Source organism: Micromonospora sp. H61, assembly GCF_018070325.1.
Taxonomy (GTDB): Bacteria; Actinomycetota; Actinomycetes; order Mycobacteriales; family Micromonosporaceae; genus Micromonospora; species Micromonospora salmantinae.
This window is the reverse complement of sequence record NZ_JAGPXY010000001.1, coordinates 246,182-264,302: the sequence shown is the minus strand read 5'-3', so window position 1 is coordinate 264,302 and position 18,121 is coordinate 246,182. Positions and strand designations below refer to the sequence as shown.

12 protein-coding genes are annotated in these 18,121 nt (G+C 70.4%); 8 read left to right on the top strand and 4 right to left on the bottom strand.

Annotated elements, in window-relative coordinates; all coding sequences use genetic code 11:
• The first annotated feature begins 1 nt into the window (after position 1).
• On the top strand, positions 2-1,249 hold the full coding sequence (locus KBX08_RS01085; RefSeq protein WP_210780617.1) for a cytochrome P450: 1,248 nt from the start codon (positions 2-4) through the stop codon (positions 1,247-1,249).
• The gene (locus KBX08_RS01080; RefSeq protein ID WP_210780616.1) at positions 1,237-1,869 is read left to right on the top strand and encodes a dihydrofolate reductase family protein; all 633 of its coding nucleotides are present in this window, start codon (positions 1,237-1,239) and stop codon (positions 1,867-1,869) included. The genes KBX08_RS01085 and KBX08_RS01080 overlap by 13 nt, the downstream gene beginning before the upstream one ends.
• Here KBX08_RS01080 and KBX08_RS01075 read toward each other — a convergent pair.
• A complete protein-coding gene (locus tag KBX08_RS01075) occupies positions 1,853-3,109 on the bottom strand; it encodes an RNA polymerase sigma factor (protein ID WP_238688382.1) in 1,257 nt (418 codons plus the stop codon). The genes KBX08_RS01080 and KBX08_RS01075 overlap by 17 nt on opposite strands.
• Positions 3,110-3,283: 174 nt before the next feature.
• Here KBX08_RS01075 and KBX08_RS01070 point away from each other — a divergent pair, with 174 nt between their 5' ends.
• Together KBX08_RS01070 and KBX08_RS01065 are read left to right on the top strand one after the other, a co-directional pair.
• Complete coding sequence (locus KBX08_RS01070) at positions 3,284-4,666, top strand: FAD-binding oxidoreductase (protein ID WP_210780614.1); 1,383 nt, start codon at positions 3,284-3,286, stop codon at positions 4,664-4,666.
• 192 nt (positions 4,667-4,858) lie between these two features.
• Positions 4,859-5,629, top strand: a complete 771-nt coding sequence (locus KBX08_RS01065; RefSeq protein ID WP_210780613.1) for a DUF2306 domain-containing protein — start codon at positions 4,859-4,861, stop codon at positions 5,627-5,629.
• Between the two features lie 157 nt (positions 5,630-5,786).
• Here the strand turns inward: KBX08_RS01065 and KBX08_RS01060 are convergent, their stop codons facing one another.
• From KBX08_RS01060 to KBX08_RS01050, 3 genes are read right to left on the bottom strand one after another with little or no spacing between them, the layout of a single operon-like run.
• Entirely contained in the window at positions 5,787-7,031 is a 1,245-nt protein-coding gene (locus tag KBX08_RS01060) for an acyl-CoA dehydrogenase family protein (protein ID WP_210780612.1), read from the bottom strand.
• Positions 7,028-7,858, bottom strand: coding sequence for a cyclopropane-fatty-acyl-phospholipid synthase family protein (locus KBX08_RS01055; protein WP_210780611.1), 831 nt, complete (start codon positions 7,856-7,858; stop codon positions 7,028-7,030). The genes KBX08_RS01060 and KBX08_RS01055 overlap by 4 nt, the downstream gene beginning before the upstream one ends.
• Before the next feature lie 33 nt (positions 7,859-7,891).
• Positions 7,892-9,454: a class I SAM-dependent methyltransferase gene (locus KBX08_RS01050; RefSeq protein ID WP_210780610.1), complete on the bottom strand. Its 1,563-nt coding sequence runs from the start codon at positions 9,452-9,454 to the stop codon at positions 7,892-7,894.
• Between the two features lie 396 nt (positions 9,455-9,850).
• On the opposite strand from KBX08_RS01050, the gene KBX08_RS01045 reads away from it, so the two are divergent.
• The 4 genes from KBX08_RS01045 (at position 9,851) to KBX08_RS01030 (ending at position 18,109) form a co-directional block, all read left to right on the top strand.
• Complete coding sequence (locus KBX08_RS01045) at positions 9,851-11,224, top strand: acyltransferase (RefSeq protein ID WP_210780609.1); 1,374 nt, start codon at positions 9,851-9,853, stop codon at positions 11,222-11,224.
• On the top strand, positions 11,221-13,095 hold the full coding sequence (locus KBX08_RS01040) for a hypothetical protein (RefSeq protein WP_210780608.1): 1,875 nt from the start codon (positions 11,221-11,223) through the stop codon (positions 13,093-13,095). The genes KBX08_RS01045 and KBX08_RS01040 overlap by 4 nt, the downstream gene beginning before the upstream one ends.
• Before the next feature lie 160 nt (positions 13,096-13,255).
• Positions 13,256-17,074, top strand: coding sequence for a type I polyketide synthase (locus KBX08_RS01035; RefSeq protein WP_238688446.1), 3,819 nt, complete (start codon positions 13,256-13,258; stop codon positions 17,072-17,074).
• 54 nt (positions 17,075-17,128) lie between these two features.
• Complete coding sequence (locus KBX08_RS01030) at positions 17,129-18,109, top strand: methyltransferase (RefSeq protein WP_210780606.1); 981 nt, start codon at positions 17,129-17,131, stop codon at positions 18,107-18,109.
• Positions 18,110-18,121 lie beyond the last annotated feature (12 nt).

The following is an 18,121-nucleotide window of genomic DNA, read 5'->3' as shown; positions in this document are numbered from 1 at the left end:
CATGGACAACGGATCACCCGTCAGGCTCGACCTGAGTGGCGCCGACATCCACGCCGAGTCGGCCCGTATCCGCGCGCACGGGCCGGTGGCCCGGATCATGCTGCCGGGTGGGGTGCCGGCCTGGTCGGTCACCGGCTACGACGCGGCGAAGGAGATCCTCGCCGACGACCGGTTCTCCAAGGACCCGCGTCAGCACTGGATCGCGTACGCAAACGGCGAGATCGGGCCCGACTTCCCGCTGATCGCCTGGGCCCGAATGGAGAACCTCACCAGCTCGGACGGGCCCGAACACGCCCGCCAGCGGCGGCTGATCCGTACGGCGTTCACGCCGCGTCGGGTGCAGACCATGCGGCCGGCGATCGAACGGCTGGCCGTTGACCTGCTCGACGACCTCGCCATGCACCCGCCCACGGAGATCGTCGACCTGAAGGCGGGGTTCGGGCACCCGCTGGCGGCTCACGTGATCGGCGAGTTGATCGGTCTGCCGGTCGCCGAGCGGGTGGGCATCGTCGGCGGTGGCGGCGGCTACGCCACCGCCAGCGCGAAGATCACCCCGCAGGAGGCCGCCGCCGCCTTCGCCCGGCTGCGGGCACAGATGCACGACCTGATCGACCGCAAGCGCCGGGAACCCGCCGACGACCTGACCAGCGACCTGATCGCCGCCCGCGACGAGGGCGAACGCCTCGACGACGACGAGATAGTCAGCACCCTGCTTCTGCTGCTCAACACCGGCACGGAGCCCGCGATGAATCTGCTGGTCAACGCCGTCCGGGCGATGCTGAACGCGCCGGAGCAACTGCGCCGGGTCCGCTCGGGCGACGCCGGCTGGGCCGACGTCATCGAGGAGACGCTGCGGGTGGACGCGCCGGTCGCGCACCTGCCGTTCCGGTTCGCGGTCGAGGACGTCGAGATCGCCGGCGTACGCATCGGCAAGGGCGAACCGATCCTGATGCACTTTGCCGGGGCGGGCCGCGACCCGGCGGTGCACGGACCTGAGGCGGCCCGGTTCGACGCGGGCCGCGCCGACAAGCGGCACCTGTCGTTCGGCCACGGCATCCACCGGTGCCTCGGGGCCGCGCTGGCCCGGCTGGAGGTGGAGATCGGTCTGGACACCCTGTTCCGGCGCTTCCCGGGGCTGCGCCTCGCGGTGCCCGACGCCGAGTTGACCTCCCAGGGGACGTTCGCCATGAACGCGCCCGCCTGGCTGCCCGTGCTCCTGGGAATGGAGAGTCCCCGATGGCGCGAGTGACCGCCGACATCTCGGTGTCGATGGACGGTTTCGTGACCGGCCCTGATGACAGTCGCCTCCTGCCGATGGGCGTGGACGGCCACCGTCTGCACCAGTGGATCTACGACCTGGCCACCTGGCGGGCCCGGGTCGGCCGCGACGGGGGCCGGGCCAACCGGGACGCGGAGATCCTCGACGAGGGGTTCACGTCCGTCGGGGCCCACGTGATCGGCCGGCGGATGTACGACCACGGGGAGAAGCCGTGGGGCGACGAGCCGCCGTTCGGGCTCCCGGTGTTCGTGGTCACCCACGAGCCCCGACCGGTTCTGGAGCTGGCCGGCGGCACCCGCTTCGAGTTCGTACCCGACGGTGTCGAGAGTGCCGTCAGCCGCGCGCTGGCCGCTGCGGGCGGCCGCGACGTGTCGGTGCTCGGGGGTGCCAGCGTGATCCGTCAGTGCCTGCGCGCCGGCCTGCTCGACGAGTTGGTGCTGCACGTGGTCCCGGTGCTGATGGGCGACGGGGTGCGGCTGTTCGACCGCAACCACGACGGCCAGGTGGAGCTGCCGATCAGCCGGGTCGAGCAGCCCGACCAGGTCGTGCACCTGTGGCTGGCCCCGCCGGCGGTCAGCGCGGGTCGCTGAGCCGGGCCGCGCGCGACTCCAGGTAGCGGCGTTCGGGCAGGCTCGTGGTGCGCTGCGCCGCCCGCAGGTAGCGCACCCGGGCCCCGCTCCGGTCGCCGGCCATTTCCAGCAGGTGGGCGCGTACCGCGTCGAGCCGGTGGTTGGCGATGCGGTCGTCGAGGCCGTCGAGCAGGCGCAGCCCGACCTCCGGACCCTTGGCCATGGCGGTCGCGGCCGCCCGGTTGAGCGTCACCATCGGGTTCGGATCGAGCTGTTCCAGCAGCTCGTAGAGCGCGGCGATCTGCGGCCAGTCGGTGTCGTCGACGGTCGCCGCCTCGGCGTGCAGCGCGGCGATCGCCGCCTGGATCTGGTAGGACTCCACCGGCCCGTCGCTCAGGCTGCGGGTGACCAGCGCGATGCCCTCGCGGATCGACTCCCGGTGCCAGAGTCGCCGGTCCTGCTCGGCGATCGGTACCAGCGTGCCGTCCGGGCGGGAACGGGCGTCGCGCCGGGCGTCGGTCAGCAGCATGAGCGCGAGCAGCCCGGCGACCTCACCGTCGTCGGGCAGCAGCCGGTGCACCTCGCGGGTCAGCCGGATCGCCTCCCTGGTCAGCTCGCCGCGCTGCAGGTCCGGGCCGGAGGTGGCGGTGTAACCCTCGTTGAAGATCAGGTAGAGCACGTGCAGCACCACCCGCAGGCGCTCGCGTCGCTCGGCCGGCGGTGGCATCCGGAACCGGGTGCCGGTCGACCGGATCCGCTGCTTGGCCCGGCTGATCCGCTGCACCATCGTCGACTCGGGCACCATGAACGCCGCGGCGATCTGGCTGGTGGTCAGGCCGCCGACCGCGCGGAGCGTCAGCGCGATCTGTGACGGCGCGGACAGCGCGGGATGGCAGCACATGAACAGCAGCATCAGCGTGTCGTCGTGCTGGTAGGGCAGGTCGTCGACGGAGGCGGAGACCGCCTCGTCGGCGCGGCCCATCACCGCGACGATCACCTCGCGATTGCGCCGGGCCTGGTCACTGCGCCACTGATCAGCCAACCGGCGGGTGGCGACGGTGCGCAGCCAACCGCGGGGATTGTCCGGCAACTTCTGGTCCGTCCAGCGTAGCGCCGCCTCCAGCAGGGCTTCCTGCACCGCGTCCTCGCACGCCTCGAACTTGCCGTAGCGACGGTAGAGCGCGCCCAGGACCTGCGGCGCGAGCTGGCGCAGCAGACTTTCGACCTCCGAGCGGGAGGCCACGTTACCCTCATCAGCCACGGTGCCGGGGTTCCTCCAGTGCCCTGGGCGGCGAACCCGTGGGCGAAGCGTGTGGACGAGAACGTTGCTGATTACCGGCGGCAATGTCGAAAAACGAGGTACGGCTCCGACTTCACTGCGAAAGGGTACGCGGCCCTGGTGGGACCGCACCGCCATAACCAGGAGGTATCTTCCATGCAGGACGAGATCGTGGCGCCGACCGACACGGCTACCGCCGTGGCCGCGCAGCTGCGTGCGGGCGTCGTCGGCGAGGTGATCGAGCCGAGCGACCCCGGTTACGACCAGGCCCGCACGATTTTCCAGGGTGGCGTCGATCGGCGACCCGCCGTGATCGTCAAGGCGGTCAACGCCGCCGACGTTGCGCATGTCGTCTCGGTGGCCAGCGGGTCGGAGTTGCCGCTCGCGGTTCGCAGTGGCGGCCACAGCCTCTACGGCGTCTGGGACGACGCGATCGTCCTGGACCTCTCGAACATGAACGCGTTGGAGATCGACGCCGACAGTCGTACCGCCTGGGCGGAGCCCGGTGTGCTCGCCGGCGCATACACCGAGGCGGCCGCCGAGCACGGCCTGGTCACCGGTTTCGGCGACACCGCCTCGGTCGGCCTGGGCGGCCTGACCGTCGGCGGTGGCATCGGCTATCTGGTCCGCGCGCACGGGTTGACCATCGACAACCTGATCGGCGCCGACGTGGTGACCGCGGACGGCCGGCACCTCACTGTCGACGCCGACAACCACCCCGACCTGTTCTGGGCGATTCGTGGCGGCGGCGGCAACTTCGGTGTCGTCACGAAGTTCCGCTACCGGCTGCACTCCGTGCCGACGGTGCTCGGCGGCCTGCTGGTGCTGCCGGCGACGCCGGAGGTCGTGGCGGAATACCTGCGCATCTCGCTGGAGGCGCCCGACGAGCTGTCGAGCATCATCAACATCATGCCGGCGCCCCCGATGCCCGGCGTGCCCGAGGAGGCGGTCGGTCAGCTGGTGATCCTCGCGATCATCGTCTACGCCGGTGACCCGGAGGAGGGCGCGAAGGTCCTGGCGCCGATCCGTGAGCTGGGTGTGCTGGTCGACATGGTCCAGCCGATGCCCTTCAGTGGCATCTACCAGCCGGAGGACCCGAACTACCACCCGCTGACGTTCAGCCGGACCAACTTCGTCGACGAGGTCGACGTGGCCACGGCCGGTCGGATCCTGGAGACGCTGCAGACCTCGTCGGCGAGCATGCCCGTCGCCCAGCTGCGTCCGCTCGGTGGGGCGATGGCCCGGGTGCCGTCCGACGCGACCGCGTTCGCGCACCGCGACCGTAAGATCATGTTCACGGCGGCTGTCGTGTTCGAGAAGCCGGAGGAGGCCGCCGAGCACCGCGCCTGGGTCGACGAGTTCGCCAAGGTCGTTCAGCAGCCGGGTGGCGGCAGCTACGTCAACTTCCTCTACGACGATGCCGCCGAGCGCATCCACGAGGCCTACCCCGACGCCACGTACGCGCGGCTGGTGGAGCTGAAGCGCACGTACGACCCGAATAACCTGTTCAAGCTCAACGGCAACATCTCGCCCTCCTGAGCAACCCACACGAGCGGTCGTGCATACCGCATCCTCGGAGATGACGACCGATTTCGACGGGTGCCAGAGTCGTAGGCGATTAACGGGTGGAAGATTCGCCGGCGTTCCCCGCCCCCTCGGGGAGCGCCGGCGATCCCGTGAATCAGGCGATCCGCCAACCCCTTGACGACCTACGACCCGAGGGACCCCTCCATGACGCAGAACGCGGAGAAAGCCACCATTCGGGTGGGCCGGTCGCCGACGCACGAGGCGACCGAACCATCACCATCGGTCCCACCGTCGGCCCCGTCGTCGTCGATCTGGCGTCAGCCCTACCTGTGGCTCGTCGTCCTCGCCGGCGCCGTCGTCTTCAACCTGCTGTACGCGTTCCCGCGCTACTTCAGCACGGACTCGGCCAACAGCCGCAGCATCCTCGACCCCGGCGTCCCGGTGCACTACAGCCTGGTCGTCGCGCACGTGATCACCGGGAACATCGCGATGATCACGGTGTTCCTCCAGTTCTGGGGCTGGCTGCGCCGCAACCACCCGAAGGTCCACCGGATCAGCGGCCGCGTCTACATCTTCGGCGGGGCTCTCCCGTCGGCCGCCCTGGGCGTGTTCACCCTGATCCCGCTGCGTGCCGACCACCAGGGCAGCATCGGCATCGTCACGATGGGCGTGGCCTGGCTCGCCACGACCATCACCGGTCTGGTGATGGTCCGCAAGGGACGCTACGCCGAGCACCGCCGCTGGATGGCGTACAGCTTCGCGCTGGCGTTGGGCACCACCTGGGGCCGCATCCTGGTCGGCATGTTCACCATCTGGCCCACGATGCCGTTGGCCATCAGCGTGATCGTCGAACTCGCCAACTGGCTCGGCTGGGTCCTCAACCTGGTGGTCGCACACTGGATCATCGAACGGATGGCCAAGCGCCGGCACACGCCGGACGGCACCGAGGTCGTCACGTACCCCGCTCCCGCCTGAGGGGCCCGGCACCCACCCACGACGAGAGCCGCCCCCCGACCCCCGGGGCGGCTCTCGTCGTGTCCGGCGGGCCCGTTCCGGCGGCTGGTGGTCGACGATGGCGGCAACGACGAATGGCCGGACGCGTCCGGCCATTCGTCGTTCGTCGGTGGGGAGGTCAGGCGGTGAGCCGACCGAAGTGCGCCTGGGTGTAGACGCGGGGGAGAGCCGTCGTCAGGAGTACCGCGAAGCCCGCGTGGCTGTGACAGGTGGACAGGTCACGCCAGACTCGCTCCAGGCGCCCGTCGCCGGTGACCGAGCTGGTCCCGGCCGTGGGCTGGATGACGGCCTCGACGCCGCGCCAGGCCAGTTCCGCCGCCTCGCGGCAGATCATCGCGATCCGCAGGTCCTCCTCCAGGGTGAAGGCGGCCGGTTCGCGGGTGGTCAGGTCGTGCCACTGGCGGATCGCGCTCAACGTGATCGCCTCGGCGGCCGAGATCATGGCCGTGGCCTGACCGAACCACCGTTGGTAGTCCGGATCGTCGACGCGCAGGGTGATCGGTGGCGTCGAGGTCTTGCGGGTGGAGAGGACCTCGCCGTACGCCTCCAGCGCGCCCTGCGCGATCCCGACCCCGAGTGTGGCGCCTTCCAGACACATCGAGCTCATCGGCGCCCCGCCGTACTGCGGGTGGGCGTGCAGCGCGCTCCCACTGGTCCCGGACGTCACCGAGACCTCGCCCAGGTGGGTGTGCTCGAGGCCGAAGTGGTCCGGGATCTCGGCCCGGTCGAAGCGGACGCTGTGCGAGCCGCTGCCCTTGAGCCCCAGTTGCCCGCCCCAGTCGTCGAGACGGGTCCAGGTGCCCCGCGGTGCGATGAACAGCAGCGGATGGGGTGGTTCGCCGTCGTCGCCGGCGACCATGGCGTGGCCGATGAAGTGGGTGGCGTAGGGGATGCCGGAGCAGTAGTTCCACGTGCCGTCGATGATCCAGCCACCGTCGGGGGAGCGGGTGGCGGTCCCGCCGGGGGCGATCACCGCCGGTGCGATGAAGTCACCGCCCCGGAACAACTCGTCCTGCGCCTTCTCCTCGAACAGCATCGCCGTCACCAGCGAGTGGGCCGCGCCGAGGCAGAACATCCAGGCGGTCGACGGGCAGCCTCGGGCCAGGATCATCACCACCCGCAGGAACGTCTCGAACTCGAACTCGTACCCGCCGTAGCGCCGGGGCACTGTGATCCGGTAGAAGCCCGCGTCCCGGAACATCTCGTGGACGTCCTCACCGTAGAACGTCCGACGCTCCACCTCGGACTGCCGGGCCAGTAGTTGGGGAACCATCGCCTCGGCACGGGCGATCAGGTCGGCCGGCGTGAGATCCGGCTCGGGCACCGGGGGGAATCCTGGATCGGTCAACGCGGGCCTCCTCATCCGAGTGGCCGTCCGGCGGTGATGACGGCGTAGCCGACCTTGCCCGCCCCGGCCTCGAAGTAGTAACCGAGCGCCTTGCCCAGCTCGTCGACCGCCTCGGCGCCGAACTTCTCGGTGAGGTGGGTGCGCTGGCTCTCCGCCTCGGCCACGTACTTCGGTCCCTTGCCGAAGACCCGCGGCCCGCACTGCAGGTACTCGTGGAACTCGAACCCGGCGACGGTCAACGCTTCGACCCACTCCGCTGTCGACTTGAGGAACTGCGCGTTGAACGTCGCCGCGAACTCGGCCGCCTCCTCGATCCCCATGCTGCTCTCACGGGTCGTCTCGGTCAGCGTCAGCCGGCCCCCGGGCCGCAGGACGCGAAACAGACCGCGTAGCACCCGGTCCAGGTCGGTGGCGTACAGCAGGGTTTCCATCGCGACGATCGCGTCGAACGACGCGTCGGGGAAGTCGAGCGTGTTCCAGTCGCCGTGCTGGAAGGTGACCGAGTCACCGAGGTTCGCCGCGACGGCGCGCTTGGTCGCCTCCTCGACCTGCACCGTGCTGATGTTGATGCCGACCACTGTGACGCCGTAGTCGCTCGCCAATTCGAGCGCGGGCGTGCCCAGGCCACAGCCGATGTCGAGGACCCGTTGGCCGGGACGCAGGCCGAGGGATTCGCCGACCCGGCGGGTGATCCGCTGTGACGCCTCCCGCATGGACGCCTCGTCCACCGCGTCGTACCAGTACGCGAGATGAACCTGCCCGTCGTTGAACGCGTTGGACATCGGCGTCGACTCGTCGTACATCGTCGCGATGTCGATCGGCGCGGTTGTGGTGTTCTCCATCCCTCTCCCACTTTCCATGTCGGCCGCCGACCGTCAGGACGGGCGGCGTTCGGCGGTGACGAAGACGAACGTGCCCGGGTACGACTCGGCGATGATGGTCAGGCCGGCGTCGTCGAGCCACTGCTTGATCTCGTCGATCTCGAAGAGCACGAACCCGTCCGGGCGGGCGGGGAAGTGGTGCGACCGCTGGTAGTAGCGGTAAACCGGTGAGTCGTCCCAGCGGAACGTCATGAGCGTGAGGGTGCCGCCGGGGCGCAGGCAGCGGCCGATCTCGGCGATCGCCCGACCGGCGTCGGGCACCGCCTGCAACGCGTTCCAGAAGTTGACAGCGTCGAGACTGGCGTCGGGGAACGGCAGGTCGAGCGCGTCGCCGCGGACGGCCGGCACCTCGGTCAACCTGCTGCGCAGGTCGTAGAGCATCGCCTCGTTCAGGTCCAGTGCGAGGACCCGCTCGCTGCCGACCGCCTCGCAGACGACGGCGGTCCAGCGGCCCGCGGCGGCGGCCAGGTCGAGCACGGTGCCGCCCCGATGCCAGAGGTGGGCGGCGATGTACTCGTCCTCGTCGGTCGGCGTGACCTCCCCGGACCAGTTGCGGCCCATGATGCGCAGGAAGTTCGGACGCATGCCCTGCTCGTAGTGAAAGCCGATGCCGGCGAGCACCGCCGCGTTCTGCAGCACGTCGGCCTCGGCGTCGTCACTGGAGTCGCTCTTGCCGGCGCCGGGGCGCAGCCGCTGGGACAGGTCGAGCACGCCGTGGGTTATCCCGTAGGCGGCGTCGCACTGCCCGCACCGCGCGACAGTGGTGTCGAAGGTCAGCGACCCCCGGCAGGCCGGGCATTTCAGCACCTCGCGGTGCCGTTCGAAGGCGGCCGGGTCGAGGTCGCGGGGGTTGGTGTCCACGACCAGGTTGTGCGGGCTCGGGTCGACGGCCGCTGCGGGCTTTCCGTTGCCCTGCGCCCACAGCGCCTTGGCCCCCATCGTGGCCAGCACCGAGCGGGTGTCGCCGTCCCAGGTCGTCCGGATCTGGGTGGGGGTCAGGGCGCGGATCCACCGCCTGTCGAACTCGCGCTCCGCCTCGCTGATGTTCCACTCGGCCGGCGACGGCCAGGCCCGCCCGATGTTCGGGTCAGCCTCGTCGAGCGTGTCGAGGGCGCGCTCCAGCCGGGTGCGGTCGGGGGCGTCTAGCCCGAGGTGCCGGGTTGCGTCGAGGATCCGCGCCCGGTCGGTGGGAAAGTGCGCCAGGAGGTAGAGCAGCGCGAGGGTGAGCGGCGCGTCGGGCTCGGTGGCGCCGCGGGCCGCGTCGAGGTAGCCGTCGATGCCCTCGCGCACCGCCGTCGTCACCGGCCCGTCCGTCGCCGGGTGCTCAGCCTCGGCGAGCAGCCCGAGCAGCACCAGCAGGTAGCCCCGCCGGTCGGCGTCGACGCTGTCCAGTGCGCCGATCAGTTCCGGTACGGCCGACACCGCCGCGGGCCGGGCCGCGCCGTCGGTCCAGAGTGCGTCGACCAGGTCGTGGAAGGCGTCGTCGATCCGGTGGGGAGCTGCGTCTCGGTACGAGCCGAGCAGCTCGTTGAAGGTGATTTCCGCGGTTTCGGTCATGTGCCCGTCCCGTCTCGGCCGTGTCCAGGTCAGCGGCAAGGCGCGTACGCGCCGGCTGCCCGACAGGTTGCCACCCGGCGCGGGGCCGAAGCACCTCTGACGTTGCGCTGCACACGCCCAGCGGCGATCCGTCGTCCACTTCGGACAGGTTGCTGGGAATCCAGCAATCTGGAAGATGCAGCCGCGGATGATCGCCTGAAAAATAACTGCCTGAACTTTCCGCTCTCGAACGACTCACGACCTCATGCCCGGCGGCGTCCGGGCATGGAGGCGTTCGATCATCTCCACCCACCGTCCGGTCAGGGGGGGCGGGCCGGTGGGCGATCTTCGGCTGCGCCGCGGATGGCCCACGCAACACGTAGGGCGTTTGTCAGGCAATCGTGAGGGGAGCGTGTAATGACAGCGACCGAGGCGACGCACTCCGACGCCGAAATCGGCACACAGCACAAGCGGCGGTACGCGCGATACGACGGCCTCCGCGGCATCTGCGCGATCTTCGTGGTGATCTACCACATCGGCTACCAGTCCGGCATCAGCGAGTTGCCCGGCCACGAGGGTGTTCCCATCCTGGGAAGCCTCGTGCCGGCGTTCCGGATCTTCCTTCCGCCGTTCTTCGTCCTGTCCGGCCTGCTGCTCTACCGGCCGTTCGCGCGCGCCATCATCGCGGGCACCCCCCGCCCCGCGGCCGGCCCGTTCATCGTGGGCCGGGCGCTGCGCCTGCTGCCCGCCTTCTACCTGCTCACGCTCGTGGTCATGTTCACCCTCAACCTCTCCGCCGTCGACGGCGCGTGGGAGGTCATCAAGCCGTTCATCCTGCTGCACTACTGGTTCACGCCGGAGATGGCACAGTGGTGGCCGGGCATGGAGCACACCTGGACCGTGCCGGTCGAGATGTCGTACTACCTTGCCCTGCCGATCCTGGCCTGGCTGATCAACCGAAGCGCCCGCCGGGGCGCCGACCCGGCCGCGCGGGCCCGCCGCATCATCGTGCCGTTCGTGCTCATGACCGTGATCGGCACCGCCTGGACGGTCTTCTGCTACCTGCCGTCGCAGGCCGAGCACACCTACTACTTCGTCTTCTGGCCGCTGGGCTACGCCGGGTTCTTCGCCGCCGGCATGGCACTCGCGACGCTCTCCGCGTACCGGGACGTGACAGGCGTGGTGCCGACCCTGCACCGCGCGGTCGCCAAGCACCCGATGCTGTGGTGGCTGGGCGCTCTCGCGGCACTGCTGCTCTACATCCCCAAGCCGTTCGCCCCGCAGGTCGTGGTCGGCACCTGGCCCGCGATGGCTCAGCACCTGGTGGAGTACGTCCTGTTCTTCGCCTTCGGCCTGCTCGCGGTCGTCCCACTGACAGTGCCCGAGGTGCGCTCACGGTTCATGGACGCCGTGCTCACCAACCCGCCGATCCGCTACATCGGCCGCCTCTCGTACGGCGTCTACCTGTGGAACGTCCCGGTCATGTACTACTACTTCCAGTACGGGACGATCTTCGGCAACCAACCGCTCGGGCTCAACGACGCCCGACCCACGCTGCCCTTCGGCGAGCTGGTCGGCTTCGTCCTCTACGTGATCGTCGGCACGGCGCTCTTCACGCTGGTCAGCTACTACGTGGTCGAGCGTCCGGCCCTGCGCCTGCGGCACGTCTTCAACGCTCCGATCTCCGCACTGGAACTGGGGTACGCCACGGCGCCCGCCGACGACGCCCGTTCCGCCGACCGGGCCGAGCCGCAGGACGTCAGCGCGACGCAAAGGAGCACCAAACGATGAACCGACTGATCTCACGGCTCGGTGCGGGCGGTGTCGCCCTGTGCACCGTCCTGGCCCTCGGCGTACCGGGGCCTGGGCGGGCCGCGCCCGCGCGGTCGACCCCGGCGCCCTCGCCCGCACGCACCGGCACTGTCACGTTGGTGACCGGCGACAAGGTGGCGCTCGACCGGGAGCGCGTCGTCGCCATCACCCCGGCGCCCGGGCGCGTGGGCACCCCGTTCCGGCAGTACCGGCAGGACGGCGAGTTGTACGTCGTGCCCGCCGACCAGCTCGCGCGGGTCGCGTCGGGGCGGCTCGACGAGCGACTCTTCGCCGTGTCGGCGCTGGCCCGGTCCGGGGTCTCCGACGCCCGCGCCGCCGATCTGCCGCGCCGCGCCGTGAAGCGCCAGGCGGTCGCCACGGATGGTGTCACGCTCACGTTCACCTTCCTGGACCGGCGGGGCATCCCGACGGCCGACTACTTCGTCAGCCTCTTCGACACGGTTTCGCGGCAGGAATACAGCGGCTACCACGAGTCCGGTACCACCACCGTGACCGTTCCCGCCGGCCACTACTACCTGGAGGCGGGCGTCAGCGGTGCCAGCACCACCGACGTGGTGCCGTTCGACTTCTTCGTGGAGCCGGACATCGCGGCGACCGGAGACCTGGCGCTGACCTTCGACGCCCGCGACGCGAAACCGCTCACGTTCGGCCTGGACCGGCGCGGCGCCACCGGCATCCTCGACGTGATGCCCAGCCGCCAGACCGGCGCCGCGGCGGCCGGCTCCACTGTGCACGGCCCACAGGATGAGATCCGCGTCCGCCCGTCACGGACGGCCGCCGCCGGCCAGTTCACCTTCACCGTCGCCGCGCACCTGGGCAAACCGGACGGTAACGGTGGTTTCCTCGGCTCGCCGTACCAGTACCACCTGCAGTGGAGCGAGGACGGCACGGTACCGGCGAACCTGCACCGCGTGTTCCACGACGCCGATCTGGCCAAGGTGCGAAACGTCATCGCCGCGCAGGTGCCCGGCGCTGTCAACCGCAAGCTCTATTCGGCGTACGTGCAGCCACCGGCGACCATCACCGAATTCACCTCACCCGGCGCGGCGTTCTTCGAGGACGTGTACGAACTGGATGCGGACAACAACCTCAATTGGCAGATCGCCGACCTGCCCCGACAAGCCGGCATCGCCGGCAGCACCCGTACCGAGAAGTGGAACGTCGGGCCATTCGGGCCGGCCTTCGCCACCAGCCCGGTGCTGCCCGTGGTGTGGTGTGGCCGTTTCGGCGACCAGATGAACTTCGAAATTCCGCACTTTTCCGACCAGAATCCCGACCACTTCGGATTTTCTGGCACCCTGGCCGAGGAAATGCGGATGTTCCGCAACGGGCAGCCGCTGATTTCCCAGGACTCCGAGTTCGGAATCTTCACGGTGCCACCGGGGACCGCCACCTACCGCCTGGAGACCCGGTCCACCCGGGACACCTCGCCGTTCTCGACCGAGGTGCGGGGCGCCTGGACGTTCCGGTCCGGGCACGTCGCGGGCGGCCCGGCCAACGAGGCGGCGCTACCCATGGCGGCGCTGCGTTTCGCGCCCGCGCTCGATCAGCAGAACCGGGCGGCAGCCGGTCAGCGGTTCAAGATCCCGTTGTACCTGCAGGCGCAGCAGGGTGCTGTCCTCGGTGAGTGGGGCAACGTGACACTCGACGCGTCGTACGACGATGGCGCGACCTGGCAGTCGGCGCCCGTGGTGAAGACCGCCGCCGGCTTCACCGCGACGGTCACGCATCCGGCGACGACCGGATTCGTGTCGCTGCGGGCCAGCGCCACCGACAGCCTCGGCAACAAGACGGAACTCACGATTATCCACGCGTACCTCCTGAAGTAAAGGGCCGAAAAACCGCACCTTCGGAGTGCAGCCCGCACTCTCGAAGATGGCGCGTCTCCCATCGGCTGTGACGATGAAGTGCGGTCCCGGGAATCTCCTCATCCGGTCGATTCCCGGGACCACCCGATTCGGTCGGACCCGAAAGGGGTGAGTGGTGGGTATGAGTTCCGTCGACATCGACCGCAATGAACCGATTGCGATCGTCGGGATGGGTCTGCGTTTTCCCGGCGGCATCAACTCTCCGCAGACGTACTGGGATTTCCTCGTCGCCGAGCGCAATGCGTTGCGCGAGGCGCCGCAGGAACGGTGGGACGGCTACGCAGCGATCAGCCCGGCGCACGCCGCGGCGACCCGGCGGGCCCTGAAGTACGGCAGCTACCTCGACGACGTGGCGGGCTTCGACGCCGAGTTCTTCGGGGTTTCCCCGCGCGAGTCCGAGCTGATCGACCCGCAGCAGCGCATCACCCTGGAGGTGGCCTGGGAGGCGCTGGAGCACGCCGGCATCCTGCCGCAGTCGCTCGCCGGCAGTGACACCTCCGTGTTCATGGGTGTCTGCACCGATGACTACGGCCGCCGCATGCTGGAGGACCTACCCCGGCTGGAGGCGTGGATGGGCATCGGCTCGTCCATGTGCGGTGTGGCGAACCGGCTGTCGTACGTGCTGGACCTGCGCGGCCCGAGCGTCGCTGTCGACACGGCCTGCTCAGCCTCGCTGGTCGCCATTCACCAGGCATGCCAGGCGCTCCGGCTCGGCGAGACGGACCTGGCGTTGGCCGGCGGCGTGATGTTGGTGGCCAGTCCGGCGTACCTGCTGGTGCTCGAGGCTGCCGGCGCGCTCGCGCCGGACGGCCGGTCCAAGGCGTTCGACGCGTCCGCCGACGGCTACGGCCGAGGCGAGGGCTGCGGGGTCCTCGCCCTGAAGCGGCTGTCGCAGGCGCGGCGCGACGGGGACCGGATCCACGCGTTGATCCGAGGCAGCGCGGTCTGCCAGGACGGGCGCACGAACGGCATCATGGCGCCGAGTCAGGAAGCGCAGGAGGAGTTGGTGCGCCGGGCCTGCCGGGCTGCCGGTGTGTCGCCCGCCTCGCTTGACTACGTGGAGGCGCACGGCACGGGCACCGGGCTGGGTGATCTCGTGGAGATCGGCGCCCTGTCCGCGGTTGCCGGGGCCGACCGTTCACCGGAGGCTCCGCTGCTGGTCGGCTCGGTCAAGACCAACATCGGGCACCTGGAGGCCGCCTCCGGTGTCGCCGGACTGATCAAGATGGTGCTGTCGATGCAGCACGGCGCGATCCCGGCCACGCTGTCCGCCACAGTGCCGAACACCGAGATTCCCTGGGAGACCTCCGGCCTGTCAGTGGTCGACAGGCTGACGCCGTGGCCGGACAACGACGGCCCCCGGCGGTCCGGCACCGGCAACTACGGCTACGGCGGCACGATCGCCCACGTCATCCTCGAGGAGGCTCCGCAGGAGCCGAGCGCCGTTGCGCAGCCGAGCGTCCCGACGAGTGTCGACGAGAGCGAGCGGGTCTATCCGCTCTCCAGCGCGACCCTCGCCGGCGTCGCCGCGAACGCGGGCGCGCTGGCCGACTGGGTGGAGCGTTCCGACGCGGACCTCGCCGACATCGGTCACACGCTGGCCCACCGCCGGCAGCCGCTCAACGCCCGCGCCGCGGTCGTCGCCGCGGACCGCGCCGAACTCGTCAACCGACTCCGCAAGCTCGCCACGGGCACGGCCGCCGCGGGCGTGGCCACCGGTACGGTCGCGCGCGGCGCCGCCGCCGACGCGGTCTGGGTGTTCTCCGGGCACGGGGCGCAATGGGTCGGGATGGGCCGGGAACTGCTCGACAGTGAGCCGGCGATGGCCGAGACGATGGCTGAGCTGGGGCCGGTGTTCCGCGCCGAGCTGGGCTTCGATCCCCACGAAGCCCTGCTGGAGGACGACTTCACCGAGGTCGGCCGGGTGCAGGCGATGACCTTCGCGATCCAGGTAGGTCTCACGCGGATCTGGCAGAGCTACGGCCTGCGTCCGGCGGCGATCGTCGGGCACTCGATCGGCGAGATCGCGGCCGCGGTCGCGGCCGGCATGCTCGACCTTCCGCAGGCGGCACACCTGGTCTGTCGCCGGTCCCGGCTGCTGCGTCGGGTCGCCGGCCAGGGCGGCATGGCGATGGTCAACCTGCCGTTCGACAAGGTCACGGCCCGGCTGGCCGACGTCCCCGGGGTCGCGGCGGCGGTCGCGGCGTCCCCCACGTCGACCGTGATCAGTGGCCCGTCCGCACTTGTCGAGGAGATCGCCGACCGCTGGCGGAGCGAGAACCTGGTCGTCCGGCGGGTCAACTCCGACGTCGCCTTCCACAGCCCGCAGATGGACGGGTTGGTCGACGACCTGCGAGCCGACCTCGCCGACCTGGTCAGCCGGCCGGCCACCGTGCCGGTGTACACCACCGCCCTGACCGAGGTGCGCTCCACGGCGGAGCGGTCGGCCGACTACTGGGTGACCAACCTACGCAACCCGGTGCGCTTCGAGCAGGCGATCCGCGCCGCGGTCGACGACGGGCACCGCGTCTTCCTGGAGATCTCCGCACACCCGATCGTGCAGCACTCCGTCATCGACATCCTCGCCGTGGTCGGCGTCGAGGACGGCGTCATCGCGCACAGCCTGCGCCGGGAACGCCCGCAGCGACCGACCCTGCTGGAGAACCTCGGCACCCTGCACTGCGCGGGCGTGCCGGTTGACTGGGCGAGCCTGCAACCCGGTGGTGACCTCGTCGACGCCCCGACCAACGAGTGGCAGCACCGTCGATACTGGATCGACAGCGCCCGGCCCGCGGCGGCCAACCTCGAGCACGACGTCGAGACCCACACCCTGCTCGGGGCCCGTACCGCCGTGCAGGGCACCACGCCCGTGCTGATGTGGCGGACGTTCCTCGACGACACGAACCGGCCGTACCCCGGCGGGCACGCGGTGCTGGGCACCGAGGTGATCCCTGCGGCGGCGACACTCAACACACTGTTCCAGGCGGCCGAGAACGCGCCGCTGCGCGACGTCGCGCTGCGGGTGCCGATCGGCGTGATGGTGCCCCACGAGATCCAGGTCGTCCGGCAGGACGGCACCGTGCGGCTCAGTTCCCGGCTCACCACTCAGCAGGACGACAAGTCCTGGCTCACCCACGCCAGCGCCGAGATCGCCGACGCGGCGCCGACGGCCGAGCGGGTCGACCCGGAGACGCTGCGCGCCGCTCACCCGGAGACGCTGGACCCCTCCTGTGTCTGGGACCGGCTCGCCGCGATCGGGGTGGTCGGTATCGGCTGGCCGTGGGAGGTCGAAGCCGTACGCCGACACCCGTCCGGGATGCTGGCGACGGTCGTCGCGGACCCCACCGGCGGTCAGTCAGAGCGGACCTGGGCCTCGCTCACCGATGCCGCGCTCTCGGTGGCGCCGGTCATCTTCCCCGGCGACCCGCTGTTGCGGATGCCGGGCTGGCTGACCGAGGCCACGCTGGTGTTGCCGCCGCCCCCGAAGGCGTTGATCGCGGTACGGCTGATCGCCGGGTCCGACGACGAGGTGGAGGTCGACGTCGAGGTGCGGACCCTCGACGGGGACCTGGCCGCCCGGTTCACCGGCGTCCGGTTCGGGGCGGTGCGCAAGGAGGTGCTCATCGATCTCGGTCCCGAGGAGGAGCAGACCGCCGAGGAACAGGTCTGGCAGACGCTGTCCGGTCCGGAGTTGCGCGACTTCGTGCTCGCCGCGGTCCGCGAGGTGGCCGCCGGTGAGGTACGCCTGCCGTTGGAGGACCTCGACGTGCACCGGCCGCTGGCGGAGCTGGGCGCGGACTCGCTGATGACGGTGGCTATCCAGCTGCGGTTGGAGCGGCGGTTCCGCACGCCGGTCCCGTCGACGCTGCTGTGGAACCGACCGACAGTGGCGGCGGTCGCCGAGTACCTGACCGACGAACTGACCGCCGACGTCAAGTAGCAGCCACAGAGGGGAACGACCACCGTGCCCGAGCCTGATCCGCACACCAGGATGATGGCGATCCTGCATGCGCCGCTGATCACGCAGATGGTGGTCGCCGTCGCCGAGCTGGGCATCGCCGACCAGCTCGCCGACGGGCCCCAGCCGGTCGAGGCACTGGCCGCGAAGGTCGACGCCCGTCCGGAGGCCCTGCACCGGATTCTGCGGGCGCTGGCCGGCGTCGGTGTGGTCGCGCAACCTGCGCCGGGCGTCTACGGTCCGACGCCGTTGCTCGACACCCTCCGCACGGACGCACCGGGCTCGCTCGACGCGTGGGCCCGGTTGTGGGGGCTGCCCGAGCGTCAGGCAGCCCTCACGGCCCTCACGCTCGGCCTGCGCGACGAACGTCCACCGTTCGAACAGATCTACGGCCTGTCCTGGTGGGCCCACCTCGAACGGCGACCCGAGCAGGCGGCGGTCTTCCGCGACGCGATGGGTGATCTTTCCCGCCAACTCCACGCCCAGGCGGTCGCCGCGTACGACTTCTCCGGTGTGCGCCGGATCTGTGACGTCGGCGGTGGCACCGGCAGTCTGGTGGCCACTCTGCTGAGGTCGTACCCGACGCTGACCGCGGTGCTCCTGGACCGGCCGGCGGTGGTCGCGCACGCCGACGCGGTGCTCGACGCGGCCGGTGTCGCCGACCGGGTGACCGTCGAGAGCGGGGACTTCTTCACCGCGGTGCCCGGCGGCGCCGACGCGTACCTCCTGTCGATGATCCTGCACGACTGGACCGACGAGCAGGTCGTCACCGTGTTGACAAACGTGCGCCGGGTGATCGACCCGAACGGCCGCTTGTTCGTCGTCGACGCCGTCATCCCGGAGGACGACCAGCCGCACGACGGCAAGCTGCGCGACATCATCATGCTCGCGCTGCATCCGGGGCGCGAGCGCACCGAGCGCGAGTTCGGGGCGGTGTTCGACCGCGCCGGATTCCGGCTCGCCGAAACACGCGAGGTCTCGGCCTCGACCGGTCTGCTCGTCGCCGTCCCCGTGTAGCGCTCAGGAGAA